At 58.5% G+C, this 24,869-nt stretch carries 23 protein-coding genes and 1 pseudogene; 17 read left to right on the top strand and 7 right to left on the bottom strand.

The features are described from left to right. Window positions 1–3 precede the first annotated feature (3 nt). Genes VK574_RS05965 through VK574_RS05955 form a run of 3 tightly spaced genes read left to right on the top strand, consistent with a single transcriptional unit; the run spans window position 4 to window position 1,754 of the window. Complete coding sequence (locus VK574_RS05965) at window positions 4–966, top strand: PLP-dependent cysteine synthase family protein (protein WP_472798902.1); 963 nt, start codon at window positions 4–6, stop codon at window positions 964–966. Then, window positions 963–1,403, top strand: coding sequence for a M67 family metallopeptidase (locus VK574_RS05960; RefSeq protein ID WP_472798901.1), 441 nt, complete (start codon window positions 963–965; stop codon window positions 1,401–1,403). Before VK574_RS05965 ends, VK574_RS05960 begins: the two co-directional genes overlap by 4 nt. Before the next feature lie 39 nt (window positions 1,404–1,442). Then, on the top strand, window positions 1,443–1,754 hold the full coding sequence (locus VK574_RS05955; protein ID WP_472798900.1) for a MoaD/ThiS family protein: 312 nt from the start codon (window positions 1,443–1,445) through the stop codon (window positions 1,752–1,754). Between the two features lie 116 nt (window positions 1,755–1,870). On the opposite strand, the gene VK574_RS05950 is transcribed toward VK574_RS05955, so the two are convergent. Together VK574_RS05950 and VK574_RS05945 are read right to left on the bottom strand one after the other, a co-directional pair. Further along, window positions 1,871–3,988, bottom strand: a complete 2,118-nt coding sequence (locus VK574_RS05950; protein ID WP_472798899.1) for a radical SAM protein — start codon at window positions 3,986–3,988, stop codon at window positions 1,871–1,873. Between the two features lie 259 nt (window positions 3,989–4,247). Next, a complete protein-coding gene (locus tag VK574_RS05945; protein WP_472798898.1) occupies window positions 4,248–5,264 on the bottom strand; it encodes a hypothetical protein in 1,017 nt (338 codons plus the stop codon). A gap of 302 nt (window positions 5,265–5,566) precedes the next feature. On the opposite strand from VK574_RS05945, the gene VK574_RS05940 reads away from it, so the two are divergent. Both VK574_RS05940 and VK574_RS05935 read left to right on the top strand, forming a co-directional pair. Next, entirely contained in the window at window positions 5,567–5,797 is a 231-nt protein-coding gene (locus VK574_RS05940) for a hypothetical protein (protein ID WP_472798897.1), read from the top strand. Beyond that, complete coding sequence (locus VK574_RS05935) at window positions 5,797–6,597, top strand: septal ring lytic transglycosylase RlpA family protein (RefSeq protein ID WP_472798896.1); 801 nt, start codon at window positions 5,797–5,799, stop codon at window positions 6,595–6,597. Before VK574_RS05940 ends, VK574_RS05935 begins: the two co-directional genes overlap by 1 nt. Before the next feature lie 332 nt (window positions 6,598–6,929). Here the strand turns inward: VK574_RS05935 and VK574_RS05930 are convergent, their stop codons facing one another. Together VK574_RS05930 and VK574_RS05925 are read right to left on the bottom strand one after the other, a co-directional pair. Then, a complete protein-coding gene (locus tag VK574_RS05930; protein ID WP_472798895.1) occupies window positions 6,930–7,133 on the bottom strand; it encodes a hypothetical protein in 204 nt (67 codons plus the stop codon). A gap of 228 nt (window positions 7,134–7,361) precedes the next feature. After that, window positions 7,362–8,051 carry a hypothetical protein gene (locus VK574_RS05925; RefSeq protein WP_472798894.1) on the bottom strand — a complete coding sequence of 230 codons (690 nt, stop codon included), beginning with the start codon at window positions 8,049–8,051 and terminating at the stop codon, window positions 7,362–7,364. Between the two features lie 251 nt (window positions 8,052–8,302). On the opposite strand from VK574_RS05925, the gene VK574_RS05920 reads away from it, so the two are divergent. Further along, on the top strand, window positions 8,303–8,749 hold the full coding sequence (locus VK574_RS05920) for a DUF1761 domain-containing protein (RefSeq protein ID WP_472798893.1): 447 nt from the start codon (window positions 8,303–8,305) through the stop codon (window positions 8,747–8,749). Between the two features lie 152 nt (window positions 8,750–8,901). Here VK574_RS05920 and VK574_RS05915 read toward each other — a convergent pair whose 3' ends face one another. Both VK574_RS05915 and VK574_RS05910 read right to left on the bottom strand, forming a co-directional pair. After that, window positions 8,902–10,569: a metallopeptidase TldD-related protein gene (locus VK574_RS05915; protein ID WP_472798892.1), complete on the bottom strand. Its 1,668-nt coding sequence runs from the start codon at window positions 10,567–10,569 to the stop codon at window positions 8,902–8,904. Further along, window positions 10,566–12,257, bottom strand: a complete 1,692-nt coding sequence (locus VK574_RS05910; RefSeq protein ID WP_472798891.1) for a TldD/PmbA family protein — start codon at window positions 12,255–12,257, stop codon at window positions 10,566–10,568. The genes VK574_RS05915 and VK574_RS05910 overlap by 4 nt, the downstream gene beginning before the upstream one ends. Window positions 12,258–12,451: 194 nt before the next feature. Here VK574_RS05910 and VK574_RS05905 point away from each other — a divergent pair, with 194 nt between their 5' ends. The 7 genes and pseudogenes from VK574_RS05905 (at window position 12,452) to gcvPB (ending at window position 18,523) form a co-directional block, all read left to right on the top strand. Then, a complete protein-coding gene (locus VK574_RS05905; protein ID WP_472798890.1) occupies window positions 12,452–13,789 on the top strand; it encodes a M48 family metallopeptidase in 1,338 nt (445 codons plus the stop codon). Window positions 13,790–13,864: 75 nt separating this feature from the next. After that, window positions 13,865–14,374, top strand: coding sequence for a CcdC family protein (locus tag VK574_RS05900; RefSeq protein ID WP_472798889.1), 510 nt, complete (start codon window positions 13,865–13,867; stop codon window positions 14,372–14,374). 31 nt (window positions 14,375–14,405) lie between these two features. Next, window positions 14,406–14,699, top strand: coding sequence for a muconolactone Delta-isomerase family protein (locus VK574_RS05895; protein ID WP_472798888.1), 294 nt, complete (start codon window positions 14,406–14,408; stop codon window positions 14,697–14,699). A 125-nt stretch (window positions 14,700–14,824) separates the two neighbouring features. Continuing rightward, on the top strand, window positions 14,825–15,214 hold the full coding sequence (gene gcvH, locus VK574_RS05890; RefSeq protein WP_472798887.1) for a glycine cleavage system protein GcvH: 390 nt from the start codon (window positions 14,825–14,827) through the stop codon (window positions 15,212–15,214). Window positions 15,215–15,257: 43 nt separating this feature from the next. Next, window positions 15,258–15,634, top strand: a pseudogene (locus tag VK574_RS05885) (four helix bundle protein). Between the two features lie 25 nt (window positions 15,635–15,659). Next, window positions 15,660–17,009, top strand: coding sequence for an aminomethyl-transferring glycine dehydrogenase subunit GcvPA (gene gcvPA / locus VK574_RS05880; protein WP_472798886.1), 1,350 nt, complete (start codon window positions 15,660–15,662; stop codon window positions 17,007–17,009). Window positions 17,010–17,011: 2 nt separating this feature from the next. After that, window positions 17,012–18,523, top strand: a complete 1,512-nt coding sequence (gene gcvPB, locus VK574_RS05875) for an aminomethyl-transferring glycine dehydrogenase subunit GcvPB (protein WP_472798885.1) — start codon at window positions 17,012–17,014, stop codon at window positions 18,521–18,523. A 2-nt stretch (window positions 18,524–18,525) separates the two neighbouring features. Here the strand turns inward: gcvPB and VK574_RS05870 are convergent, their stop codons facing one another. Beyond that, window positions 18,526–19,719, bottom strand: a complete 1,194-nt coding sequence (locus tag VK574_RS05870; RefSeq protein ID WP_472798884.1) for an acyltransferase family protein — start codon at window positions 19,717–19,719, stop codon at window positions 18,526–18,528. Window positions 19,720–20,620: 901 nt separating this feature from the next. Here VK574_RS05870 and VK574_RS05865 point away from each other — a divergent pair. From VK574_RS05865 to VK574_RS05850, 4 genes are all read left to right on the top strand, one after another. Next, a complete protein-coding gene (locus VK574_RS05865; protein ID WP_472798883.1) occupies window positions 20,621–22,060 on the top strand; it encodes a pilus assembly protein TadG-related protein in 1,440 nt (479 codons plus the stop codon). A 41-nt stretch (window positions 22,061–22,101) separates the two neighbouring features. Beyond that, the gene (locus VK574_RS05860; protein ID WP_472798882.1) at window positions 22,102–22,602 is read left to right on the top strand and encodes a TadE/TadG family type IV pilus assembly protein; all 501 of its coding nucleotides are present in this window, start codon (window positions 22,102–22,104) and stop codon (window positions 22,600–22,602) included. A 59-nt stretch (window positions 22,603–22,661) separates the two neighbouring features. Next, window positions 22,662–23,162: a TadE/TadG family type IV pilus assembly protein gene (locus VK574_RS05855; RefSeq protein ID WP_472798881.1), complete on the top strand. Its 501-nt coding sequence runs from the start codon at window positions 22,662–22,664 to the stop codon at window positions 23,160–23,162. Between the two features lie 391 nt (window positions 23,163–23,553). Next, window positions 23,554–24,864 carry a pilus assembly protein TadG-related protein gene (locus VK574_RS05850; RefSeq protein ID WP_472798880.1) on the top strand — a complete coding sequence of 437 codons (1,311 nt, stop codon included), beginning with the start codon at window positions 23,554–23,556 and terminating at the stop codon, window positions 24,862–24,864. Window positions 24,865–24,869 lie beyond the last annotated feature (5 nt).

Raw genomic sequence — 24,869 nt, 5'->3', positions numbered from 1 at the left:
GTGGTGACTTCAATTGCAGAGACAAAATGGCTGAGCCGGGTGGAGCGGCGCCATGGCTCCGTGCTGATGGAGCGCATTGGCAACACGCCGCTGATTCGACTCGACTCGGTCGTGCGTCGACTGCCTGAAGTGACGCTGCTGGCGAAAGCGGAGTGGATGAACCCCGGCGGAAGCGTGAAGGACAGGGCCGCGGCTGCCATGGTGCGCAAAGCGCTTTCTGAAGGCTCACTTCGCAAGGGCAAGACTCTGCTGGATGCGACGAGCGGCAATACCGGGATTGCTTTTGCGATGCTCGGGGCCGCTCTTGGGATTCCGGTGCTCCTTGCAATGCCGTCGAACGTGTCGCCGGAGCGCAAGCGGATTCTGAAGGCCTACGGCGCCGAGGTGGATTGGACCGATCCGGATCAGGGCTCAGATGGAGCGATTCGCAGGGCGCGGGAACTGGCCGCGAACGAACCCAACAAATTTTGCTACATGGATCAGTACTCGAATCCTGAGAACTGGAGAGCACATTACGACACCACCGCGCCGGAGATCTGGCGCCAGAGTGGAGGAACCCTCACGCACTTTGTGGCGGGTCTTGGCACGAGCGGAACGTTCATGGGAACGGTGCGGCGCCTCAAGGAACTGAACCCGGAGATTCGATCGGTGAGTGTTCAACCGGATTCGCCTTTCAACGGCCTCGAAGGGCTGAAGCACATGGCCACCGCGCTTGTTCCCGCGATCTACGACCCCGCCCTGGCGGACCGAAACATGGAGGTCGGGACCGAGGCAGCGTATGCCATGGTCAAGCGGCTTGCACGTGAGGATGGATTGCTGGTGGGTATTTCCGCTGCGGCTGCGGTGGTGGCTTGCGAACGCATTGCCGAGGAAGAAGCAGCGGCGGGCCACGCGGCGTCCATCGTGACTGTGTTGCCCGATTCGGCGGAGAAGTACATGAGCGAGCGCTTCTGGGAGGAGGCATGAGCACGCTGATCGTGCCGCAAGCCGTGTACGATGCGTTTCGCGCTCATGGAGAAGAGACCTATCCACACGAATGTTGCGGGGCGCTATTGGGAAGGCCCGATGCGAAGGGATGGCACGTGGTGGAATCGATCCAGGCGGGGAACACGCGGACCGATTCCGCGCATAACCGCTACCACATCGCTCCAGTCGAACTGGTTCGCATTCAACGGAGCGCGCGGGACAAGGGACTGGAGATTGCGGGGTTCTATCACTCGCATCCCGACCATCCTGCGCAGTGGTCGCCGACAGATTTCGCCGAGGCGCATTGGCTGGGATGTTCGTATGTGATTACTTCGGTTGCGAAAGGCAAGGCGACAGCGACGAATTCATTTCTCCTTGCCGGAGCGAACGAAGAGGAGAAACGGTTTGAAGACCAGGCGATCGAAGTTGAACATTAGCGTGCCGATGACTTCGCAACATTTAGAGGAGACGGAGAAGTGACTATCCAACGAGGACCGAATCGCATGACGATTTTTATTCCCACGCCGCTGCGAACGTACGCGGAAGGCAAAGATGCAATTGAAATCAGTGCAGGAACAATCGCCGATGCGCTGGATGCGCTAACCGATACCTATCCCGAGCTGCGCAAGCATCTCTTCACCGGCGAGGGCAAGCTGCGGTCGTTTGTGAATCTCTATCTGAACGACGAAGATGTCCGCTATCTGCCAGAGAAGGAACGGTCGGAAGTGGCCGCAAACGACACGCTCTCGATCATTCCTTCGATCGCCGGAGGCGGTCCGTCGGTATAGGGCTGTGCACTGGATCGATCCGCGCAAAAACGCAAAAAGGCCGTCCCGGGTGGGGACGGCCTTTTTGGTGAAAGAACCAAGGTTCAGAGGTTCAGACTACCCCAGGAAGATACTGGTCAATCGCCGGCTACGGGCTCTTTTTCCGAGTGCCGGTTGATGGGCGAGGCGGCGTTGTTTGAGGCGGGCCTGATAGCGTCGAGGCTTACGAGGCCTTCGACGGGCTTTTCGCCGAGCACGTGCTCGCGATAGAGCTTGGCCATCTTGGCGTTTTCCGCATCCGACTTGATCTTGGTATCGCGGGCACGAATCTTTTCTTCGCGGGCGTTCTTGGCGATGCCGAGGTTGTCGAGCGTGTGGTTGGCTTCGGAGTTCACGTGCTCCATGTTGAGCTTGAGCTCGTGGCCCACGTAGTTCATGCCGACCTTTTTGCCACCGGCGAAGATTTCGTGACGGCCGTGCTCTTCGTACCACTTGGTCAGAGTCGCGGTCATGTGCATCTTCTCGATGATGTTGCGCCAGCCCACGCCGGTGTTGTACGCGCAGAAGCTGATTTCGCCTTCCTGCGTGGCGTAGGGAATGATGCATTGCTCGGTGCGGCGGAAGTCGTAGTTGAACAGATCCTGGAACCACATGCCGGCGATGAAGAGGAAGTTCCAGCGATCGGAGCGGCGCTTTTCGATGTCCTTCATGGTGCGGTCGCCCTTGACCGAGCCGTAATCCTTGCCAGTGGCGTTGAAGGTCTTGTCCATCTTCTTGAGCATGTCGGTGATCTTGAAATGGGTGGGCGCCTGGAACGGATCGTAGTTGCGCAGCAGAGCGAGACCGAATCCGATGACCGATAGCCACTTGCCGCGAGCCGCATCGTTGACCTTGGCAAGATCCTTGGCAACCTGGTCCATGTGCAGGAAGGCAGTGACGGGAGCTGCTTCCTTGGTTTCTTTGTCGATCATCAGCGCCATGCCGATGCCGCAGTTCGGGTGGCATCCGCAGGAGAGCTGGCCCCACTCGGCTGTCGGCCCGTGCACGAGATCGGCCCAGTCAGAGAAGGTGGACATGAACGAAATCGGGAACCAGTCGCGCTCGGGAACGCCGAGGCCAACCTGGTTCTTGACGTCGTGCGCCATGTGCGAGAGGGTGTAGCGCTGTGCAACGCGGCGCTCTTCGCTGATGTCTTCGTCGCGGCCGGTGAACGAAACGGGTTGGAAGCTCAGGAAGCTGATCTTCTTGGGGTTGTCGAGTGCGAACTCGATGATGCGGCCAACCTGCTCGTTGTTAATGCCATTGATGATGGTCGTTACAGGAACGATGTCGACGCCGGCTTCGTGCAGATTGTTGATGGCCTGCAGTTTTACGTCGAAGAGGTTGCCGACCTTGCGGTGCGAGTTGGCAGCGTTGCCGATGCCGTCGAACTGAAGGTAGACGTAGCGGAGACCGGCTTCAGCAGCGGCGCGGCAGAGTTCTTTGCTCTTGGCGAATTCGATGCCGTTTGAAGCGGCCTGTACGGAGTTATAGCCAACCTTGCGCGAATAGGCGACGGCGTCAAGGAAGTAAGGCGACAACGTGGGCTCGCCACCGGAGAACTGAACGCTCATCTGCCGCTTTGGCTTCATCGTAATGGCGTTGTCGAGCATGGTCTTGATCTCGTCCCACGTGAGCTCGTGGACGAAGCCGACCTGGTTGGCGTCCATGAAGCAGGGATCGCACATCATGTTGCAGCGGTTTGTGAGGTCGATGGTCAGCACCGAGCCGCGGCCGTGGGTTACGGTCGAGGTGCCGTGGTTGTGCAGTTTCTCGTCGCCCTTGCCGTGGGCGCGAATGTCGCGGCCGGGGAAGCTCTCTTCAAGGTGCTTGAAGAAGGCGGGGTCAATGGACATCACGTCTTCAAAGTGGCCATGCTTGGGGCAATCCTTCACCATCAGGATCTTGCCGTCGCGCTCGATGATCTGCGCCTTGATTTCGCCGACCTTCTCATTGAGCAGGACTTCGTGGGGCAGCTTGCCGTCGAGAATCTGCTTGCGAATCTCGGGAACGCACTTGGGACAGAGCGAGTCTGTCGTGCGGGGCCAGCCAAGGGGCGGCTTCTCTTTCTGATAGCTCTTCAGGAGGGGTTTGTCGCTCCATTTCGGGGTAAACGAAGCGTTGGGGCTGATGCGGTTCAACCGCTCGTAAACCACCCACGCGCCCTGGGCCGCGTAAACGGCGGCTTTCTCGGCGTACTTCATCGCTTTAGGCATATTGGTGCGATCTCCTTAAAAAACAGTCAGCTGGCACTTGCGAGAGGTTCCGCCTACGGTACCGCCGGAACCTGAAAACTCAGTACAAGAGTAATAAGGAGAGCTAGTCAATCCAACCGGGGTGCAGCGAATGGGGATATGAGGGGGCGAATGGCGATTCAGGGGGCGTGAATGGGGGTGCCGCGCGGATCCCTCTAGGCTCTGCAAAGGCTTGCGTCTGCAAGGGTTTACCTAGTTGATTCACCCTCTATCGTGTGCGCTAGGGTTCGGTTTTGGCGACCTGGTTGATGATTTCCTGGACGAGGACGACGCGGACATGGATGCGGCGGGCGAGGTCGGGCAGGAATTCGGTGATGAAGTTGTCGGTGGGGGCCAGAGCCCATCCGATGGCGACACGAGTAGCCGTCGAGGGCAGGTTGGTCTTTTCGCCGGGGACGTAGAGGTTGGCGATTTCGGCGTCGATGGGGAAGCCGAGGAGGTTGGCGTAGTTCACCATGCCCTTGCCGTTGTCGCCCTGCGTCCAGCCGACCTGCGCGATCGCATGAAAGATTCGGCGCCTGATGGTGGCGTTAGGCATGCGGTGGTAGTGGGGGTCCTGGTGAACGATAGACGGGATCAGGAATGTGCCGAAGAATTCGCCAGTCAAATCTTCGCTGTAGCTGACACCGACGACGCGGGCGAAGCCGGGCATTCCCGGCCCATAAGGAGAATGGGAGTCGGAGCCGACAGCGATGGCTGCGTTGGCCAGGATGGTGACGGCGTTGAAGGGGTCGAGCAGGTTCTTCACGGCGAGCCGGGCCTTCTCTTTCGGAGTTAGCGGCTTGACCTCGGGCCCGTTGAGGAACCGCTGATAGAAGTTGATGAGTGGCTGCGGGGGGCACGGAGGCAGGTCGTTGGGCGCAACCGCCTGCGCCGGGGTGTCGGCTGCCGGGGTTGGCGCGGTCGGTTCAGCCGGAGCAAAGCCGGCAACCGTGGCGATGAAGCTGGAGCCGGTTTCACTGAGGGCATTGCCGGCCGACTCGCTTTTGGGGATCACGCGGCATGGGCCGCTCTTTGCATTCGCGTGCTTGATCACGGGGAGCGGAGCGTCGGGCAGGGGAAAGGCTGGGTTGACTGCCTGTGTCTGCGCCGAGACGGCGATTGCCGGAACGAGGAGTGATGCAAACAGGGCGGCACGAGAGAAGCAGAGCCGACCAGCGGAGGTGCGGCGGCTGCGGCAGTCCGTGTTGTGCCCGGGCTGGCGATTGGCGTCAGCCTTGAAAGAGCAGGTCCTCAAAGAGCAGATCCTCAAACAGCAGAGCATGGCGAGATGGAACTTTTCTGGTGCTGATTCGTAGACCACAGAGACCCAATCGGCTCCAAGCTTCTTCTTAGCCCCAAGGACCGCGATCGTACTAGTATCTCGGACGCAAAATACTCAGAAAAAGTAACTTTGGGACCGGGAAAGAATTGGGGTTTGGAGTTTGATCTGGGCCCGGTGTCTGTTGTTTTGACAGGCACGGCACGCATCCGCGAAGCTGTCCGCGGCATTGACGCGGGACAGGGCGGCATCGAGACTAGAAAGTGAGGTTTGCTGCAATGAGTTCTTATCCTCCTCCTCCTCCGGGCCCTGGCGTGGGCCACCGTATCGAAGAAGCCATGGAACTGATCGAAATGGAACTGCGCCACGCGATTGAGTATGTGAACGACGCGGTGATTCCGCAGGTGCGCTCCGAATCGATCGTAGCAATGCGCAAGGTTTCGGACACGCTGCGCAATCTAGCGGATCGCATGGACAAGGCGCAACAGCAGCGAGGCCCTCGGGCCTGATGGCGGATTGGCATCGCGCAAGCGCGCATCGGGCCGCAAGCGTCGCAGTGCTGTCGATGGCTGCAATGGGGATGGTTGCATGCGGCCACAAGCGGCAGCCGCAACCTGTGCCGCCAACGGCAACCGCTCCGTCGGTGTATAACCCGCCTTCGTATCCAGCTCCGGCGCCACGGCCAAGCACGGGCGGCATTCCTGTTACGCCCGTCCCTGAAGGAGGCATCAGCGCCGAGGACAAGGAATTCATCCTCAGTCATCGGCCGATCTACAGCGAAGAGGGCTCGGCTACCTGGTACACCGCTCCCTATAAGGGACGCAAATCCGCCAATGGCCAGGTGTTCAGCGATGAGGCTTTGACGGCCGCGCATCGCACATTGCCGATGGGATCGCTGATCGTGGTGACGAATCTGAGGACCCGGCAGACCTCGGCCATGCGCATCAGCGACCGCGGGCCGTTTGTTCCGACTGCGATTCTCGATCTGACGAAGGCATCGGCGCAGTCGATCGGGATCTGGCCGGGGTCGGGACGGGTTCGCGTCGATGTATACGAGACGCCTAAGCCGATGGACGTGGGCGGACGCTGGTGCGTGCAGATCGGACCGTTCCTGAGCGAGCGCAAGGCGATCAAGTTCAAGGCAAAATTGCTGAACGATTATCCGGGGTCGAAGGTGATCGAGTTTGCCGGAGAGCGCAGCTACTGGGTCCGCATACGGCCCGCCGCAGATGACCGTGAGCAGGCCGAGGAGATGGCACGACGCTTGCAGCCGGAAGAGGGCGTCGCATATCTGACGAGGCTGGACTGAAAGTTCAACCAGAGTTCCGAGCCTCTAGCTTTCGAAAAAACGAAGGAATAGAGGAACGAACCGAAACCGGTGAATCCCAGGATCGTAAGGCTGACGGTTGGTCTAGTCAATTTCGGTTTGCTTCGACGCTCACGTCCTCCAAGTGAAAAGTGAAACTCGATAAGGCGGAGATGACATTTGGATCATTTATCTTCCTCAGGATCTCCGACAGAATCTGCCTTACCCATTGGACCTTTATCGAGTGGTTCGATGATCGTGTGGCGTATCTCACGCGGCTGGATTGAAGACTAGCCATCAGTGATCAGTCCGAACGGTGTGCCGGGATCAGGCAGTTAGTTACGAGCGAACCATCGAGCCAAAGTCCCGCCGACAAGCAGGCACATTCCCATGCCGATGATCACGTATGCAAACTGGTGCGGGTCGATGGGCACTTCCGGGACCGGATGCGGTCCAAGCCAACGAAGCAGGATGCCGATGAGCGTGCAAATGGCGCCGCCAATCTGCGCTCTTTCGCCGACACGGATTCGACGCGGCATGCCTTCCTCCCTGTCATCTGTTTGAGTGTTCGCGGGATCCGAGCGTCAGTATCCCATGATTCATCGCCGACACGATGCAATAAATGCATCTTGCATGTGGACGGCAATTGTAGCCAACAAGGTCACCGACCCGACCCGGCAGCATTCTAAAGGTGGCTTCGCTAACTCGAGCAGCGGTGAAGGTCCCTGGGGTGAACAGGCTCCTCCCGAGGCGGTCCCTGGAGCGTATTACTGGGCTGGTTTTGGCGCGAAGGCGATAGAGATGACTGGATGCACCTCCCAGAGCGTCTTCGATTCCATGCCTTTCTTTCCGCGGCCCGTGCTGTGATCAGGCTTGTATTCGTGATCATCGTCGTAAAACAGCGCGCCCGTTACGGTCACATATACAGGGTGCTGCATTACGTGGATACTGCCGATTTTGGGTTCGGAATTGTGAAGCAGTTTGAGCACTACCCAATCCCGCACTCCCTCCACCTGGGTCGATATCTCGGTGGCGTACTCACCTGAAGGAACTTCGACGATGAGGCAATTGTCATCGGGGGTTGGAGGATTTGAGGTCGTGCGTGGCTGCGGACTGAGTTGAATGTGAAAGTCGCAATCATCCGCTTCAAAAGCCACGAGGTACAGCCATCCCGAGATGGTTACGAGCTCATTTTCCTTCACCGGTTGATCGTTGATGCGGCTGGTCCGATAACGCGGGTCGTTCGTTTTTACGTCCTTGAGCGGGGGTAGTTTGCTATCGCTGAGCGCATCTGCCAAGGTCATCCCAATCGTGGGAGCGCCGGCCGGAAGGCTGATTTTAACGGGCCATCTAACCTTGCCCGGCTGTACACATGGCAGTGGCGCCGCACTGGAATTCAATGCGCTGGCAAAAAAGCTCAAAAGAGTCATGCAGAAAATGAGCGCTACTTCCCTCATATGGCTGCTCCATTCCCGATTGGTGGTATCGAGAAAGGGTAATGTAGATCAGTTATCCGCGCAATCTCGGCGTGGTTCGGTTCTGGACGCCGTTGCTTTCTCTACACGATCCTGAGCGGCTAGTCATTCGTTATCTTCGCGGGAACCAGAAGGCGAGAATTCGTTGAATTCTGAATCGTTTCCACTTTCTCGTTGCAGACAGAGCAGGTTCCGACATAATGTGTGTTCCACAGCATTCATCGGAGGTTGGTATGGCGGTCGGTGTCCCTGTGATGCAGATGGCGCGGGTGCGCCAGAACTATCTGGCGATCTTGGTGGCGGCGATTGCCTGTTTCCTTCTTGAAGCCGGGTGGTACACGGTCTTCATGAATACCTGGCTCAACGGAATCGGACGCACAATGCAGTGGCTGGTGAACAGCGGCATGAATCCGTATTTGCAGTATGCTACGGCGCTGGTGATGGCTGTTCTGATGGCGACCGCGCTCTCCTGCGTGATTCAGCTAACCGGCAAGCAGACGGCGCTGCGTGGCATCAAGGTTGGCGCGCTGCTATGGGCCGGGTTCGAAATGACCACGTGGTCGACCGAGTACATTTTCGAGGTGCGGCCGATCAGCCTGTTTCTCGTCAACGCCGGCTACTGGCTCTTTGGCATGATGCTGATGGGTGCGATCGTGGGGGCGTGGAAAAAGAAAGCTTGAGAAGCAAGTTGTCAGTTTTCAGTTGTCGGCGAAAAGCGCAACCGCATCCGCAACCACAGAAGCAGATCCTTCACTCCGCATGCCCCATGGACAGGAATGTCCATGGGCCCCACAGCGTTCAGGATGACACCGCGGAGTAGGAGGCGGACTACTCAGTCCGGTGGCGGGTAGTAGGGGAGCTTGTCGTTGGTTTCGTTGGCTCGCTTTAGGGTTACGTCGTCGAATAGCAGAGCGGGGGCGAGGACGGTTTCCGGAATATCGGCAGCGTAATTGGCCACCCAGAGACTTTTGCCGGCCGCCTCGACGCCCGAGCGCAGCGCGCGCTGGTCGAGGTCGTCGAGCACAGCTCCGCGGACCAGGGTGCGTTTGCCATCCATGTCAATCCGATAGAGCAGCCGCGGTGTCGCTTCGGCGCCGAGGGTCTCAACGAAATAGACGCTCTTGAGGCCGCGATCCTTGCCGAGTTCAAGGAGCTTGCGGTTCAGTTCTTCGTCGCTGAGTCCCTGCTGCGCGGTTACCTTCATGACGCCGATGACAGGGTGCGGGGGGCCGGTGACGCCGGCGCGAGCGTGGCCATTGGATTCCGGAAAGTCGCGTACCGGAGTGCGGCCTATGAGGTAGTTTTCGAGGTGTCCGTCGGCAACCAGCTTCACCAATTGCGCCGGGACCGCTTCATCATCCACCGAGTAGGCGCCGACGAGGTCCTTGCCGTCCCAGGTCTTGATTGCGGGATCGTCGACGACGGTGAGGAACTCGGGCAGAATACGCGCGTGGTAGCTCGACGCAAACGGTCCGTTGGTACGCGCTTCGGTTCCCAGCTTGGGACGCGTGGCGGTGATGCCTGCGGCGAGCAGAGCGTGGAGCGTGTCTGCGCTCGAGTCTGCGCTTAGCAGTACGGGGCCGTGATACTCCTCGTCGACCAGCGGAGCTTTGCGCAGATCGCCTAACGATGAGATGAGCGTGATGACGTGCTTCTTGAATTCATCCGGGCTGTCGAGATCGCTGAGGGCGATTCCGCTGGTTCCGTAGGAGCGATCGAGACGCATGCCATCGTCGGCCTGCGTGCCCACGCCAAGTGACTCGGAGTAGCTGCTCGCTGACTTTCGTACGATGGCACCTTCGCTGGAGACGATCCATGTGGTGGTAACGCGCCCGTGGAATGCGGCGGTCGAGTATTGGATATCGTGCTCGGTTGCACTGACGGTTGGATCGCTGCGATAGATGCCGCTGTCGCGGGCAACGCGATCGGTCCAAGCTGACTCGTCGAGCGAGAGCTTGAGCGGCTCGGCCAGCGAGATGATGGGCTTCGCCTTGCTGAAGTCGTCGGCCTGCGGAGGCGTCTGCACCTGCTTGAGCTCTGCCTGCTTCTGCGCGTAGGCAGCGAGAGCGGCCTTATAGGCCTGGTCGGTGCCGGTCCACAGAGCGGAGCGCAGGGCAATGGGATCGTCATCGATGCTGGTGAGCTGCAGATCGCCGTCGCCGCGGGGGCCGGAGTTGTCGGTTTTGTAGTCGCCGACGCGCACGCTGATGCGCGCTACGCGTGCGTGGCTGTGCTGCGTACCTTCGCCGGCTCCGAAGGCCGCGCGTGCCTCGAAGTCGTCCACGTCTTCAATGCGGTATTCGATGAAGTACGGCTTCTCGAAGCCCGGCAACTGCAGATGCGCCATGCTGCGGTCGAGCTCCTCGAGCATGGCCTTCAAAACCGGATCCTTTTCGGCACCGGCACGCGTGGTTTGAGCCGCGGCGTTGTGCGGTATGAGGATGGCGGCAGCCAGAAGTCCCGCTGCGAAGAGATTCCCGATGCGGCGAGTGCGCTTCATTGTGCCTCCTTCGTCGATCCGGTTGATGGCGCTCCGGGAATGGACAGGATCGGCGGTCGCTGCGTGCCCTGCTGCTGGCGTTGCGTTTCGATCTCGCTTACCAGCATGGCCGGGGCGACGGCGCTGACCGGGACGGTGCCGGATTCGGCGCCGCACTCGCCGTTGAAGACTTCGCTCTTGTCGCTGGTGGCGACGATGCGCTTCATGGCGGCGAGGGGCGTACCTACTATGCTCACACCGCGGACAAGCTCGTCGGGCCGGCCATCGACATACACGCGGTAGACAACGAGCGGGATGACCTGAAAGGCCTGCGGGGCGCTGCGCGTGGTGACGGCGAAGCCAGAGGAGATGTCTTCGAAGTAGAGGCCGTAGGGCTTGCCTTGCTTCTTCGCTTCTTCAATTAGCTGTTTACGGAGATCGGCTTCCGGCTCGGTTTTGGTGGAGGTGACGATCAGGTTGCCCTGGCGGCCCGTAGGCATGCGGCCCGTCTGCGCGCGGCCGTGACCGTTGGAAGCGGCGAAGCTCGCGATCGGCAGGCGGGACATGAGGAATGTCTTCAACACGCCATTCTGGATGAGTTCGACGCGACGCGCTTTTTCGCCTTCATCGTCGTAGGTGTAGGTGCCGCTGAGCCATGTATTGCCGAAGGTGGTCATGGTGGGGTCGTCGGCCACAGAGAGAAACGGCGGCAGGACTTCCTTGTTCAGCTCCTTGGTAAAGGTCTGGCCTTCTTCGTCTCCGCGCTGGCGCTGGCCTTCGAGGCGGTGACCCAGCACTTCATGGAAGAAGACGGCGGAGGCGCGCCCGGAGAGAATGGCAGGGCCGTCAAACGGCTCGGTCACCGGTGCTTTGCGGAGGGCTTCGAGGCTCTTGCCCAATTCGCGAACTGCAGCTTCCATCTCCGCTTGCGACGGCAGGCCGTCGACATTTTCGGCTTCGAAGGTCTGGGCGCGGAACAGGTCCATGCCGTCATCGGCGCGGGTTACGGCGAAGACGACCACGCGCGCCTGCCTGTGCGGGTCAACTACGCGCGATCCTTCTGACGACGCGTAGTAGTCGGTCTCGTTCTGCACGGTGAGCATGGCGAGATTCTGATAGACATCGGGATAGTCGCGGAAGACGCGGCTCAACGCTTTCACGCGCTGCTCCCAGGCAGTACGGTCGACGACCACAGCCGGCGCGGGTTGGGAGACGGACGTCTCCGGAGATTCCTTGCTGAAATCGGGCGAGGTGTCTTCTTCCTTGGCGCGCACCTGAGCTTCAGTTTTCACGCGGAGATAGTTTTCGAGCGCGGTGCCATAGCCCGCGTTGGTGGCCAGCCACAGTGTCCGCGCCAGCGCTACATGATCGTCGCCCAGCGGCAACTGCAGACTGTTGACGGCGGAGGCGCGGTGGTTGCCATGGGTGTTGTCGAGCTTGGGGTCGCCGATGCGCACCTGCACGTCGGCGACGCGCACATGATTGCTGGTGCTGTCGGCGAGGGCTCCGTATTGGGCGCGAATGGTGACGGACGTGGCGTCGGCAACCGAGTAACTGAGGAAGTAGGGCGGCAACTGCTTGTCGGCGTCCTTCTGGTTCGGCCCGGGCTTGCCCAGCGAAGTGAAGGCGCGTTGCAACTCCCCGGTCATGGTGTCAAGCAGGACGGAGGAGCCAGCGGCGGCTCCCTTGGCGGCGGCATGGAGGCGCATTGGAGGGTTCTGGGCGGATGCGGCGATGCAGCCAACGGCGACAAGAATTGCGGAGGCAGTGCAACGCAGACTGTTTCGGCGCGGGCTCCGATGGCTCTTTGGAGAGACAATGGGCGGGAGGGTTTGTACTTTATCAGTTGAAAACATCGGTGAACCTGATTGTCTCAAAATCGAGCGTCTGTGAGGGAAATCTGATGGGAATTGTCCGGTGCCTGAGGCTCGCAAGTACCCTGGCTGTTTTGCTTCTGGTCACTTCCGCTGCGGTCACAGCCCAGACCGGCAGTACAGTGCCGAGCCAGGCGAAAGCAGCGGCGAGCCATATTCCTCCGCAGTCCGAACAGGCCTACTCGCTGCCGCCGGAGAAACTTGCCCAGGCCATTGCGCTCAACAAGATCCGCGTGTCACTGGATATTGCGGGGTCGCTGTGGGGCCTGATCGTGCTGTGGGGGTTGCTCGCTTTCGGTACGGCTGCGCGGTTAGACGCATTTGCGCGGGAAACGACACGGAGGCGCTGGCTGCAGGGGGTTTTGTTTTTCGCAATACTGTTGGCGATTCTCACTTTGGCCAATCTGCCGCTGGACGCAACGGGACACGCGGCGAGCCTGCGCTATGGGATCAGCGTGCAAAGCTGGCCGGGGTGGCTGGGCGACCAGGGGAAGGGGCTCGCGGTTTCATTGCTGATCGGGGTGCCCCTCGCACTCTTTTTTAACTGGATCGTGCGCGTTTCGCCGCGCCGGTACTGGTTGTGGCTGTGGATGATCTCGATGCCGCTGATCGTGATTGCCGTGTTTCTGGCGCCTATGGTGCTTGATCCGATCTTCAACAAATTCGAACCGCTCGAAGGATCGCATGCGGCGCTGGTGGCCGAGCTCGAACAGGTCGTGGCGCGCACTGGGACCGCGATCGCGCCCGACCGCATGTTTCTGATGAAGGCCAGCGCGAAGACCAACGGCATCAACGCGTATGTCACTGGCATCGGTTCGAGCAAGCGCTTCGTGATGTGGGATACGACGACGGACCGCATGCCGGACGACGAAATCATGTTCATCTTCGGCCATGAGAGCGGGCATTACGTGCTCAACCACATTCCCAAGATGCTTGCCGGGTTGGTGGCCGGATTATTCTTCGTTTTCTGGGCCTGCGCGCACGCGGCGGAGAGCATGGCGCGCCGTTTCGGCGAGCGCTGGAAGATCGGCCCGGTCGCCAGCCGGGTGGGATTCCTGACACTGTTCTTTGCGTTTTCAATCGCCGGATTTGTGATGACGCCGGTGGGCAACGCGGTGAGCCGCCACTTCGAGCATGAGTCCGATATATACGGGCAGGAGGCGATTCACGGCCTGGTGCCCGATCCGCAAAAGACGGCGGTGTCGTCTTTCAATCACCTGGGCGAGGCCTGGCTCGACGACCCCAACCCGAATGCATTTGTGGAGTTCTGGTCGTACAGCCATCCCTCGGTGCAGGAGCGCGCGGAGTTTGCCGCGCACTACAATCCTTGGGCGAACGGCGGACGTGGGGAGTTTTTTGACAAATAGGATCAGGCTAGTGGGCGACTGAACTTGGCGGTTGGCGCGGTCGCATGGAATTTTGGAATCTCATAAGATAGATCCATGGTGGCACTCGCCCTATTTCCGCCGTTCCTTGCGAAAACAGCCGGTTCGTTTCTCGTGGCGGGAGCGGGGGCGGTTGCGGTCATCATGTGGCGGCTGCGCGAGGCCCGGAGCGCGGTTTCCCTGAAGAAGATCGTCATCCCACCGCTCGGCATGGCCACTGGATTTTCGATGTTTGTAGATTCGGCTTTCCGCGTTCCATGGACCTGGGCGGCTATTGCATTCCTGATCGGCGCCGTGATTCTTGCGTGGCCGCTGCTGTTGACCACGCGGCTTGAATTGCAGGGGCAGACGGTAAGGATGAAGCGTTCGAGTGCGTTTCTTGTGGTCATCCTGGTGCTCGCGGCCATCCGCATCTTCGCGCGTGGATATTTCGACAACATTCTCACCACGCAACAGACGGCCGGCATCTTCTTTATCCTCGCCTTTGGCATGATTGTGATCTGGAGAGCGAAGATGTTGTTGGACTTCCGCCGGCTGACGGCCGATCCCCAAGCCAGCGTGGCCTGAGCGGGCTTGCCACGTTTCGTACAATTTCAATATGCAGTTCCTGACGCTTTCGCGACGCCGCATCGATGCATTTCCGCCTGAGGCTTTCACACCGGAGCTCAATGCCCGGGAAGGCCAGCGCGTAAAAGAACTGTACGCCGCGGGCATCCTCCGCCACGTCTGGCGCAGGGGCGACGTGCCGGGCGCAACCATTCTCTGGGAAGCGGCCAGCGAAGCCGAGGTGCGCGAAGCTCTCGGCAGCCTGCCCATCTTCAAGGCCGGGATGCTCGAAGTGGCAGCTCTTGTTCCGCTCGAACCCTATCCGGGATTCGGGCCTGCGAAGTAGCCCCAAATGTGGTTGATGAGAGGTTTTTTAACGCGCCAATTCCCGCTTTTCCTCAGTCCGCGCGCGCCGTTCCAAGGTCGTACACTGTAGCTTCATTTGCTTTCCGAAAAGGAGCATGTTCTTCTATGGCTTACCCCGCGAATTATCGCTATACCCGCGAACATGAATGGATCTCGCTCGACGGCAAAATCGGGACGGTGGGCATTACCGACTACGCCCAGAACTCGCTGGGCGACATCGTCTACGTGGATGTGCCGAAGGTGGGCGATCCCATTACCGCAAACGCGTCCTTCGGATCGGTCGAGAGCGTGAAGGCTGTCAGCGACCTGTACTCGCCTGTGAGCGGGACGGTGACTGCGGTGAACGAGGAACTGAAGACCTCACCCGACAAGATCAATGAAGCCCCGCACGAAACCTGGATTATCAAGATCGAATTGTCTGATCCCTCGGAATACGAAAAGCTCCTCGACGCCGCATCGTACGAGAAGTTTGTCTCGGAAGAGACGGGAAGTTAAAAGACGAGGGACGTAGGGACTAGGGACTAGACGAGGTGGGATAGTGGGCCAATCGTTCAGGAATTTGGTTGTTTGGCAACGGAGCATTGCACTCACGGTAGCCGTTTACAAACTGACATCTGTTTTTCCAGACACCGAGAAGTTCGGACTTACAAATCAGATGCGCCGAGCGGCCGTTTCCATAGCCAGCAACGTTGTGAGGGATATGGCCGGACCACGAGAGGTGAGTACCTTCAGTTTCTCGGACACGCACGCGGCTCATGTTCAGAAGTTGAAACCCAGATTGTCATTGCGAAAGAGCTTGGCTTTGGATCGACGGATCAACTTCGAATGACTGAAGAATTATGCAGCGAAGTCGGCCGGATGCTGGGCGCGATGATGAAGACACTTCGAGCAAAGTCCCTAGTCCCTAGTCCCTAGTCCCTCTAGAAAAGGAACGCATCAAATGCGCTATTTACCGAAATCTCCTGCCGAGCGGGAGCAGATGCTTAAGGCGATCGGCGCCAAGTCAATCGACGATCTCTTCGCCATCATCCCGGCGGAGTACCGGCTTACCCGCGACCTCGACGTCCCGCGCCAGCAGGCCGAGAGCGAAATCATCGACTACTTCAAGGCTGCCGCGCAGAAGAACGCTACCGATTACGCGAGCTTTCTGGGCGCCGGCTGCTATCGCCATTATCGCCCGGTGATCATCGATGCTTTGGTGCAGCGAGGCGAATTCCTGACGAGCTACACGCCTTATCAGCCGGAGATCACGCAGGGAACGCTGCAGGCCATCTTTGAATTCCAGACCATGATCGCCGAACTGACCGGCATGGACGTGGCTAACGCCAGCATGTACGACGGCTCAACGGGGGCGGCAGAAGCCGTGCTGATGGCGATGCGCGTCACCGGCAGGCACAAGGCCGTCGTCGCTTCGACCGTGCATCCCGAGTATCGCGAAGTCCTGCACACCTACCTGCAATTCCGCGACCTGCCTACGACGGAGATCCGGTATGTCCCGGAGACGGGCCGCCTGGATCTCGATGCGCTCGCTGCTGCAGTGACCGAAGAGACAGCGGCCGTGCTGGTGCAGAGCCCGAACTTCTTCGGCGTTGTTGAAGACATTCCGGCCATCGCCGAGATCGCTCATACAAAAGGTGCGCTGCTGATCGTTTCGATCGCCGAGGCGGTATCGCTTGGCGTTGTCCGTCCGCCCGTAGAAGCCGACATCGTCAGCATGGAAGCGCAGTCGTTCGGCGTCGCGCTCAGCTATGGCGGTCCGTTCTGCGGTGTCATTGCGGCGAAGGAGCAGTACCTGCGCCAGATGCCCGGCCGCCTTGCCGGACAGACCGTCGACGGAAACGGAAACCGGGGGTTCGTCCTGACACTCTCCACGCGTGAGCAGCACATCCGCCGCGAGAAAGCCACCTCGAACATCTGTACAAATCAGGCTTTAGTGGCGCTGATGGCGACGATCTTTCTGACTGTCTACGGCAAAGAGGGCATCCGCGAACTTGCCGAGCACAATTTGGCAAAGGCGGACTACGCGGCAAAAACGCTGAGCGCACAGCCCGGCGCAAAGCTGCTGTTCAAAGGCGCTCCCCGCTTCCACGAATTTGTGTTGCAAACGCAGGAATCTCCGGCGCAGTGGAGCCAGCGTCTGCTGGATGACAAGATTGTTGGCGGCATTGACCTGAGCCGCTGGTATCCGGAGTTGAAGAACGCAACGCTGTGGTGCGCGACGGAAGTTGTAGCGCGCGAAACGATTGATCGCGCGGCAAAAGTGCTGGCCGCGGCACCGGTGGAGGCGTAACAATGGCGACATCTGAAATCCCAATCTCTAAAACCATCGGTAAGGTTCGTCCCCACCAGACGCAGAACGAAGGTCTCGTCTTTGAGAAATCGTCGCCGGGCAAGAAGGCTTACAAGCTGGCGCCGCTCGACGTCCCCGAAGTCGACGCCGCAGCCCTCCTCGGCGATGCGCACCGCAAGGCGTCCGGCCTGCTGCCCGAGCTGAGCGAAATCGAGATCATCCGCCACTTCACGCGCCTCTCCACCTGGAACTATGCCATCGATCTTGGCATGTATCCGCTCGGCTCGTGCACGATGAAGTACAACCCGCGCGTCAACGAATTCGTCTCCCGCATCGAAGGTCTGGCCGAAGCGCACCCGTACCGCCCCGAGTCGCTTGCGCAGGGCGTGCTTGAAATTATCGATCTGCTGCAGCGCTGCCTCATCGATATCACCGGCATGGATACCATTACGCTGCAGCCGGCTGCCGGCGCTCACGGCGAGTTCACTGGAATCCTGCTGGTGCGCGCATGGCATGAGTCAAAGGGCAACGCACGCCGCAAGATCATCATTCCCGACTCGGCGCACGGCACCAATCCTGCGACCGCTGCCATCTGCGGCTACCAGGTGGAAAACCTCAAGTCGAATGCCGAGGGCGGCATCGACCTCGAGGCTCTTACGCGCCAGGTGGACGAAGATACGGCCGCGCTCATGCTCACCAATCCTTCCACGCTCGGCGTTTTTGAAAACGAGATCCACAAGATCGCCGATATCCTTCACGCCAAGGGCGCGCTGCTCTATATGGATGGGGCCAACATGAATGCGCTGGTGGGCAAGGTGCGTCCCGGCGATTTCGGCGTCGACGTAATGCACCTGAACCTGCACAAAACCTTTTCGACGCCGCACGGTGGTGGCGGTCCAGGCTCCGGCCCGGTGGCGTGCAAGAAGTTTCTTGAGCCGTTTCTTCCCACGCCAGTGCTCACCAAAGAGAAGGACGGAAAGTTGCACTGGGAGTACAACCGTCCGCAATCCGTGGGTCGCGTGCGCGCCTTCTACGGCAACACCGGCATGTTCATTCGCGCACTGGCTTACATTCTTGCCAATGGGCCAGATGGCTTGAGGCAGACCACCGAAGATGCTGTGCTCAACGCCAATTACATCCGCAAAAACCTCGAAGATCTCTACGAACTGCCGTACAAGACGCCGTCGATGCACGAGGTTGTCTTCAGCGACAAGCGGCAGGCGGCCAAGGGTGTGAAGACCGGCGACATCGCCAAGCGGCTGATCGACTACGGCTTCCATCCCTATACGGTCAGCTTCCCGCTCATCGTGCATGGCGCGCTGATGATTGAGCCGACGGAGAGCGAATCCCTCGAAGAACTCGATCTATTCATCGATGCGATGCGTTCGATTGCGAAGGAAGTCGATGAGTCTCCTGACCTCGTCAAGACTGCACCGCACTCTACGCGCGTCTCGCGGCTCGACGAAGTCCAGGCTGCACGCAAGCCAATTCTGCGCTGGCGGCCATCCCAATAAGCTCAACCCCGTTTTGCCGCAAGGCCGAGAAACGGCGCACTCTTCTGAACCGGCTTTGCGGCGAGACCGGGTCCGTACTTCAGATATCGGGTCAGGCTCAATGCGGGCCGTTCGATGAATCGGTAGCTGAGTATCCCTAGTCCGATCGTGAGTGCAAGGGCGATGGCTGCGGTTGCCAGATAGGACCATGGATCGGGCATGTGGTGCGAGAGCCTCGGCCGCAAGGATTGAAGAAACCACACGTGATACGTGTAGTGGAAAACATAGAGCCCGTAGCTCATGGTTCCTAGCCAGCACGCGGATCGAACGCTGCACGCCCGCGCGAATCCGCTTCCCTCCTCAATAACCGCGGCTACAAGGGCGAGGACGGTGAAATTGGCGAGCGGAGTCTCGACTACCACGCAATAGTAGTTGTATGGATCATCGCGGTGAGTCGAAAACGAGATGATCCACAGTGCGGTTCCCACCAAGACTGCATACTTCGCCAGAGGCTGTAGCCGTTTGAAGATTTTGTAATCTGCTACAAGTGCGAGTCCCACCCCGAGCAAGATGGCGTCGACGCGCGTAGGCGTCCCATAGTAGCAACGTCTGGCGGACAGATGAAGCCATGGCGAGATGAATCGAAGGGTGAAGCATAAACCGCTGAGGACCGCAATAATCTTCAGCAGTTTTGCGCGGTCCCTTGCGAGCCACACCACGACAGGCCACGCCAGATAGAATTGCTCTTCGATCGCAAGCGACCAGAGATGGATGATCGTGAAATGCGGCACAAAACCCGAGTCGGTATACCCTGGCAGAAGATTTTGGATATAGATGAAGTGCGACCAGAACAAGGTCTTGAGAGGGACGCCATGCGCAATGCCCAGGCAAGCCAGGACCAGGAGCGTGACGTAATACACGGGCAAAATACGCAGAATTCTGCGGCCATAAAACACCCTGAAGAAACCTTCGTGTTCGCGCGTATCGAAAAGGATGCCGCCGATGAGGTACCCCGAAAGGACGAAAAAGGCCGGAACGGCCATGTAAGCGATCTGTTCAACATAGAAGAGGACATTGACCCAGGGAATTGATCGATAGCGGTCGATTGCCGGCGAAAGGTAGTGCGCGAGAAAGATGGCCAGAAATCCATAGCCCCTGATTCCATCGAGTGCCGGCATATGTTGACGTTTCGATGGACTTCCAGTTGAACTCACCATGAACACCTGCTTCAGCGTTGACGAGCGAAATCAGAACGGAAACTGCCTTGTGTCTTACGGAGAAATCTAACTGCGATCGAACAGAAAAGGTGTGAGGAGAAGTCTCTGTCGTTTGTGCAGTCTCCCACTGTTCGAACCGGGGATGGAATGCTGCTTTTCGGTTCAGATCAAGCGAAAGTAATTCTCGAAATTACTGAAGTTGCAAAGGTGGATTGCCGGCAATATTGCCGGTGAGCTCGTCCAGGTAACAAGCAGCTGAGAGACCGTGATTGAGGGGAGTTTTCAGGAGTGCCAGCTCCCAGGTTCGGGGTCGCGCCGCGTCGGCGAGAAGGAATCCTCATCTAGTAGTTCGGACCTGGTGAAAACCGCAGGTACGCACTTCCGTGGCTTTTCATCAGGAAAGGAATCGGAGCATCCTTCACGACGCCATGAAGTCCACGCGTACTTCGAAACTGCTCTAAGTGCTCCGCCTGGCTGCTAATAGGGGATTTGGGGGAGTTTTTGGCTTTACAGGTAACTTTCGCGCAAGTGACTTTCTCGTGATTTATGGTTACCGCAAGCGGCTGCAGAATCCGGCTTATCTGCCACATTCCGATTGCTTTTCGGATCGCAAAAATCAGATAATCGATTCTCTCAAGGTGAGCGCAGGGGACGTTCAGCGAGCGGAAAAAGAACGCATGAGTCCGCTGAAGCGAGAGCGCTGTACCGCCCAGGTGTAAATGGGTTTCCAAGGGCCGGAGTCATACTCCCGTATCTTTCCCACATGGTTGTGCACGATCGGCGAAGTTGAATACCGCCGGAGCGCCGCAAAGAGGTCCGGGTGATATCCAGAGTTGATGCATTCGGGCCCCCATTCTCCAGGACAGCAATCAGCGTAACAATTGTGTAGCGGAGGTCTTCAATGAAATGGTTCCGTGATCAGAGAGAAAAGATCCCAGTAATGGACGCCTTCAAGAAAGGCCTGCGATCCGCACGAAACGAAGAAGGGCAAGCCATGGTCTTAACGGCCCTAAGCTTGACCGTGCTACTCGGCTTTGTGGCTCTCGCAACGGACGCCGGAGTCATGCTGCGCCAGAAAAGAATCGCGCAGTCAGTCGCCGACAGCGCAGCAATTGCTGGCGCGTTTGAAGCATTGTATGAAGGCACTCCTTCGACCGTAACCACGGGGATATGGAATGCGGCCTCGAAAGACGCCACTTTGAATGGCTATGCTCCAGGGACGTCGAACGGCTCAATCAATTCGTCGAACGGGGTCACTCTGTCCCTTTCAGTTAGCCCGAATGTTGGTGTTTCAGGTTTTAACAGTGCTGGTTACGTTCAGGCGAATGTGACGTTCAACTCGCCCACGTTCTTCATGACCCTGTTCAATTTTCACTCCATGAATGTCAGCGCCGTGGCGATCGCTTCGGATCAGCTTCAAGCCTCTGGATGCTTCGATATTCAGAATGGCGGCAACCAGGCCGATCCTGCGGCAACGATGGGTGGAAGTTCCGAAGTTTTCGGGTTGACTTGCGGCGTCACAATCAATGGCAACGTGGACATGGGTGGAAATGCAAACATAGACGCGAAATACGTTGCCGCCTCGGGCACCATTGTGAACGGTGGCAGCTCCAGCGTTACCGGCACGGAGACTCAGGGTGCTCCTCCCACAAACGACCCTTTACCGCAGCTTCAGCAAACTGCGAATCAACCCGGCGTGGGGACCACGGCAGGTTCATCCTGTGGCTCCACATTGCCTGCCGGGGCCGTCGCCGATGGTATGAGCTGTATCTACAACTACAACAATGGGAACCTCAGCAACGTCACCCTGCAGTCAAATACTGTTTATGTTTTCGACAATAACATCACCAATACTTGCGGGAAACCGGCGATACCCTGTGTCGAACTCAGCGGCACGATAACGGGGACCGGTGACACGATCTTTCTCAAGAACAACCTTCCGCTCGAGTTCGACCATAACGGCAGCTTTACAGTCACTGCGCCCAGGCCGTCCAATTCATCCACGCCATGCGAACTGGATACGGCGAACCCGTTTTGCGGAGTCCTGATCGACGCGCCAAGCGACGGCAGCGTCGGGGGCACTTATTCCTGTTCGCATGGAAAGGGCAACAACGACGGCAACCCGGGCGAATTGTATTTCGATTTCGGAAGCAGCAACACGACCTTGACCGGGGTCGTCTACGCCCCCTACATGCAACTGTATGTTCAGGACCAGGGTGCAAATACGACCATGAACAATGACGTCATCATCGGCAATTTCTGCGCGCAGGCTGCGACCGTCACCATAAATGGGTTGAGCCCATCCCTTTCGCCCCTTGCAAGAATCGGGCTCGTGTATTGATCGAACTGCTCGTGAGATTGTTCGTTGGAGGAGGAAGTGCGATGAAGCGCAGATTCAGTGACAATAGCGGGTCGGCCCTGGTAGAGGTGGCTTTGGCGGCGCCGATTTTCCTGCTCATGGTAACCGGCGCATTTGAACTGGGAAGAGTCGCACATTTCGCCATTGAAGTGCAGAACGCGGCGCGGGCCGGGGCGTCCTTTGGAAGTGAGCCGGGCAACGCTACGTCGACTGGGATAACTCAGGCGGCGGCAAACGACGCACCCGACCTGGGCAGTCTGACGGTGACACCAGGCACCGCCTGCATTTGCGAAACGCTCACGACCGGCAACACCCCGACGTACTCCCCAAGCAGCGGGACCATCGCCTGCACCGACCCAACGATCGTGGCCTGCACTGGGTCAAGCAGTACAGTCACGAATCGCGTGGTGAGCTACGTTACCGTCTCGACCCAGGCAACTATCAATCCCGTTTTCACTGTGAAGGCTCTGCCGGGTTCATACACTCTCCACGGATATTCTGAAATGAGGGTTCTCCCAAATTGAGGATTCCAGACACAATTCGACTGCATAAAAACGCGCTTCTATTGAGCGGTTTGAAGCCTATGTGGCGCGACGAACGGGGCGGGTCTCTTGTCGAGACCGCACTTTCCTTTCTGCTATTGAGCTCCCTCATATTCGGTGTGTTTGAGGGTGCTTTGGCGGTGTATTCTTACCATTTTTTGGCTAACGCCGCCCATGAGGCTACTCGTTATGCAATCGTCCGCGGAGGGGGCTGGGGTAGCTCCTGTGATGGTAGCGGCTCGACCGGCTCCGGATTCGGCTCCTCGGGTTGCGTTGCTAATGCGACCGACGTTGCGAACTATGTAGCCAGCCGGAACTTTCCCGGACTTCACCTCACCGCTGCACAAGTTTGCGTGAAATATCTTGTCTCTACGCCGGGAAGCGCGACCACGACATGCACTGCTTCCACTACAAACACTAACAACGTTCCCGGAGACATCGTCCAAGTCACAATCAATTACCCATTCACCCTCAGTGTCCCTGGGGTACCCTCCCACACGTTTACTCTCTCGAGTACATCGCAGATGGCCATATGCCAGTAGAGTAAGCAGTTGTGGTGTCTGGCAGAGTGGCCAGATTGCAGGATTGTGGGCCCTGGTATTCAAGTCTGCTTTGGGCTTAGTACCTGGTGGACTTCTTCGCACTACCCGATCCCCTCTTTCTGACAGGGCAATAGTATGGAGCGCGGTAACGTGTCCTCCGTAACTTGTATCTTATTGATTCTAGGCAATTCGAGTGATTCTCGTAACCTATTCAGTAATTAACCTATTAGTGGCATTGTCCCCTTCTCAAAATGAGCAGAAAGTGACTCCATCAGGTGTCTGGGCGGGGACGCAGGTCCAATGACCCGGTAATACTTTTAAGTTGCTTCCCTCTCAAGATGACTGATACGCTGGGGAATTCCAGTGGCACCCTCTGGCCGCTCAAATTCCCATGGCGTGTTTGCATGCATTCGAAGGAATGCGCGTTCGGGAGGGTGTGCCGGTGAAGATTCTCCGCCAAGAAAATGGTCAAACGTTCGTTCTCACAGCCTTGTGCATGACTTGCTTTATGGGATTCATGGCGCTTGCCGTGGACGTCGGGATTCTGTTCAATACGCGGCGAAAGCTGCAAACCGCCGCAGACGCGGCTGCGACCGCTGCAGCTCTGCGTTATCTGAGCCTGTACGACGCAAACAACAACAATCAGACAGCGGAGATCGCGGCAGCAAACACGGCGGGGAGTGCTGCCGGCCAATCGAATGTGTCTGGCAGTACTGTCACAGTGGCTGTGAATACGAATCCGGCGTCTCCGGCCGCGCACACTGGTTGCGTGGGGACAAACTGCTATTTCGAAGCGATCGTTTCGCAACAAAACTCGACCATCTTCTACAGTACGTTTTTCAGCATGTTTCAAGGGCGGGGCGCCAGTCCGTTCACAGTGAAGGCGAGAGCTGTGGCAGGCACGCCTGGAGCCAGCGATTTTTGCATATATCTGACCGAAGCCACCGGGTCAGCGTATTCGGCTCATGGCAAGTATCGTATTAATGCTCCTGGGTGTGGACTGTACGTGAACTCAACCAGTTCTACGGCGATGTCGGGCAAGGGGAACGCCGGCACGGTGGATGTTGCCGAAGTTGCTGCTGTGGGCCCGACGAGCGGGTATTCGGTAAATTTTGCGGCTGGCACCCAGGTGACGGGCGGCGTCACTCCGGCGACACTCCCGTTCAGCTGGATCACGACCCCCACGCCAACCGGATGCGTAACTCCCGCGGGAGGAACGCTGTCTGGAACAGTGAATCCGGGCTGCTATAACGGAAACGTAAGTATCGGCAACGCGACTTTGAATCCAGGCCTGTATGTCTTTACCGGAAACGTCAGCTTCAAAAACAGCTCCGTGACCGGGAATGGGGTAACGCTGGACATCACCACCGGAACTCTCACCATGCAACCAGGCAATGGCACCCTGAGTCTCACGGCTCCGACCTCTGGAGACGGCACCAATGGGACCGGGATCGACGGAGTTGTCATTTACATGCCGCCGGCCAACACAAACACTCTTAGTCTCCAGGCAGGTTCTACTGACATGACCCTGACCGGCTTCATCTATGCGCCAGGCGCTCAGGTAACAGTCCAGGACAATGGCGGCAGCACTTCAGTGGGCGGTCTCATCGTGGACAGCATTGACAGTGGACCTTCTCCGATCAACGTAACCGGATACACGCCATCGACGACCGCGCTCAAGGTCGTGGCACTTGTGGAATAGTCAGG

Origin of the sequence: Occallatibacter sp. (assembly GCF_035317045.1) — a bacterium.
Taxonomy (GTDB): Bacteria; Acidobacteriota; Terriglobia; order Terriglobales; family Acidobacteriaceae; genus Telmatobacter.
This window is presented reverse-complemented; position numbering and strand designations above follow the sequence as displayed.

Coding starts and splice junctions, on each gene's coding strand:
- VK574_RS05900 (WP_472798889.1), top strand. CDS start 13,865: ATGGTGGCACTCGCCCTATTTCCGCCGTTCCTTGCGAAAACAGCCGGT.
- VK574_RS05860 (WP_472798882.1), top strand. CDS start 22,102: ATGAAGCGCAGATTCAGTGACAATAGCGGGTCGGCCCTGGTAGAGGTG.
- VK574_RS05895 (WP_472798888.1), top strand. CDS start 14,406: ATGCAGTTCCTGACGCTTTCGCGACGCCGCATCGATGCATTTCCGCCT.
- VK574_RS05930 (WP_472798895.1), bottom strand. CDS start 7,133: ATGCCGCGTCGAATCCGTGTCGGCGAAAGAGCGCAGATTGGCGGCGCC.
- VK574_RS05960 (WP_472798901.1), top strand. CDS start 963: ATGAGCACGCTGATCGTGCCGCAAGCCGTGTACGATGCGTTTCGCGCT.
- gcvH (WP_472798887.1), top strand. CDS start 14,825: ATGGCTTACCCCGCGAATTATCGCTATACCCGCGAACATGAATGGATC.
- VK574_RS05870 (WP_472798884.1), bottom strand. CDS start 19,719: ATGGTGAGTTCAACTGGAAGTCCATCGAAACGTCAACATATGCCGGCA.
- VK574_RS05855 (WP_472798881.1), top strand. CDS start 22,662: ATGTGGCGCGACGAACGGGGCGGGTCTCTTGTCGAGACCGCACTTTCC.
- VK574_RS05910 (WP_472798891.1), bottom strand. CDS start 12,257: ATGCGCCTCCATGCCGCCGCCAAGGGAGCCGCCGCTGGCTCCTCCGTC.
- VK574_RS05915 (WP_472798892.1), bottom strand. CDS start 10,569: ATGAAGCGCACTCGCCGCATCGGGAATCTCTTCGCAGCGGGACTTCTG.
- gcvPB (WP_472798885.1), top strand. CDS start 17,012: ATGGCGACATCTGAAATCCCAATCTCTAAAACCATCGGTAAGGTTCGT.
- VK574_RS05935 (WP_472798896.1), top strand. CDS start 5,797: ATGGCGGATTGGCATCGCGCAAGCGCGCATCGGGCCGCAAGCGTCGCA.
- VK574_RS05940 (WP_472798897.1), top strand. CDS start 5,567: ATGAGTTCTTATCCTCCTCCTCCTCCGGGCCCTGGCGTGGGCCACCGT.
- VK574_RS05920 (WP_472798893.1), top strand. CDS start 8,303: ATGGCGGTCGGTGTCCCTGTGATGCAGATGGCGCGGGTGCGCCAGAAC.
- gcvPA (WP_472798886.1), top strand. CDS start 15,660: ATGCGCTATTTACCGAAATCTCCTGCCGAGCGGGAGCAGATGCTTAAG.
- VK574_RS05905 (WP_472798890.1), top strand. CDS start 12,452: ATGGGAATTGTCCGGTGCCTGAGGCTCGCAAGTACCCTGGCTGTTTTG.
- VK574_RS05925 (WP_472798894.1), bottom strand. CDS start 8,051: ATGAGGGAAGTAGCGCTCATTTTCTGCATGACTCTTTTGAGCTTTTTT.
- VK574_RS05865 (WP_472798883.1), top strand. CDS start 20,621: ATGAAATGGTTCCGTGATCAGAGAGAAAAGATCCCAGTAATGGACGCC.
- VK574_RS05850 (WP_472798880.1), top strand. CDS start 23,554: ATGGCGTGTTTGCATGCATTCGAAGGAATGCGCGTTCGGGAGGGTGTG.
- VK574_RS05950 (WP_472798899.1), bottom strand. CDS start 3,988: ATGCCTAAAGCGATGAAGTACGCCGAGAAAGCCGCCGTTTACGCGGCC.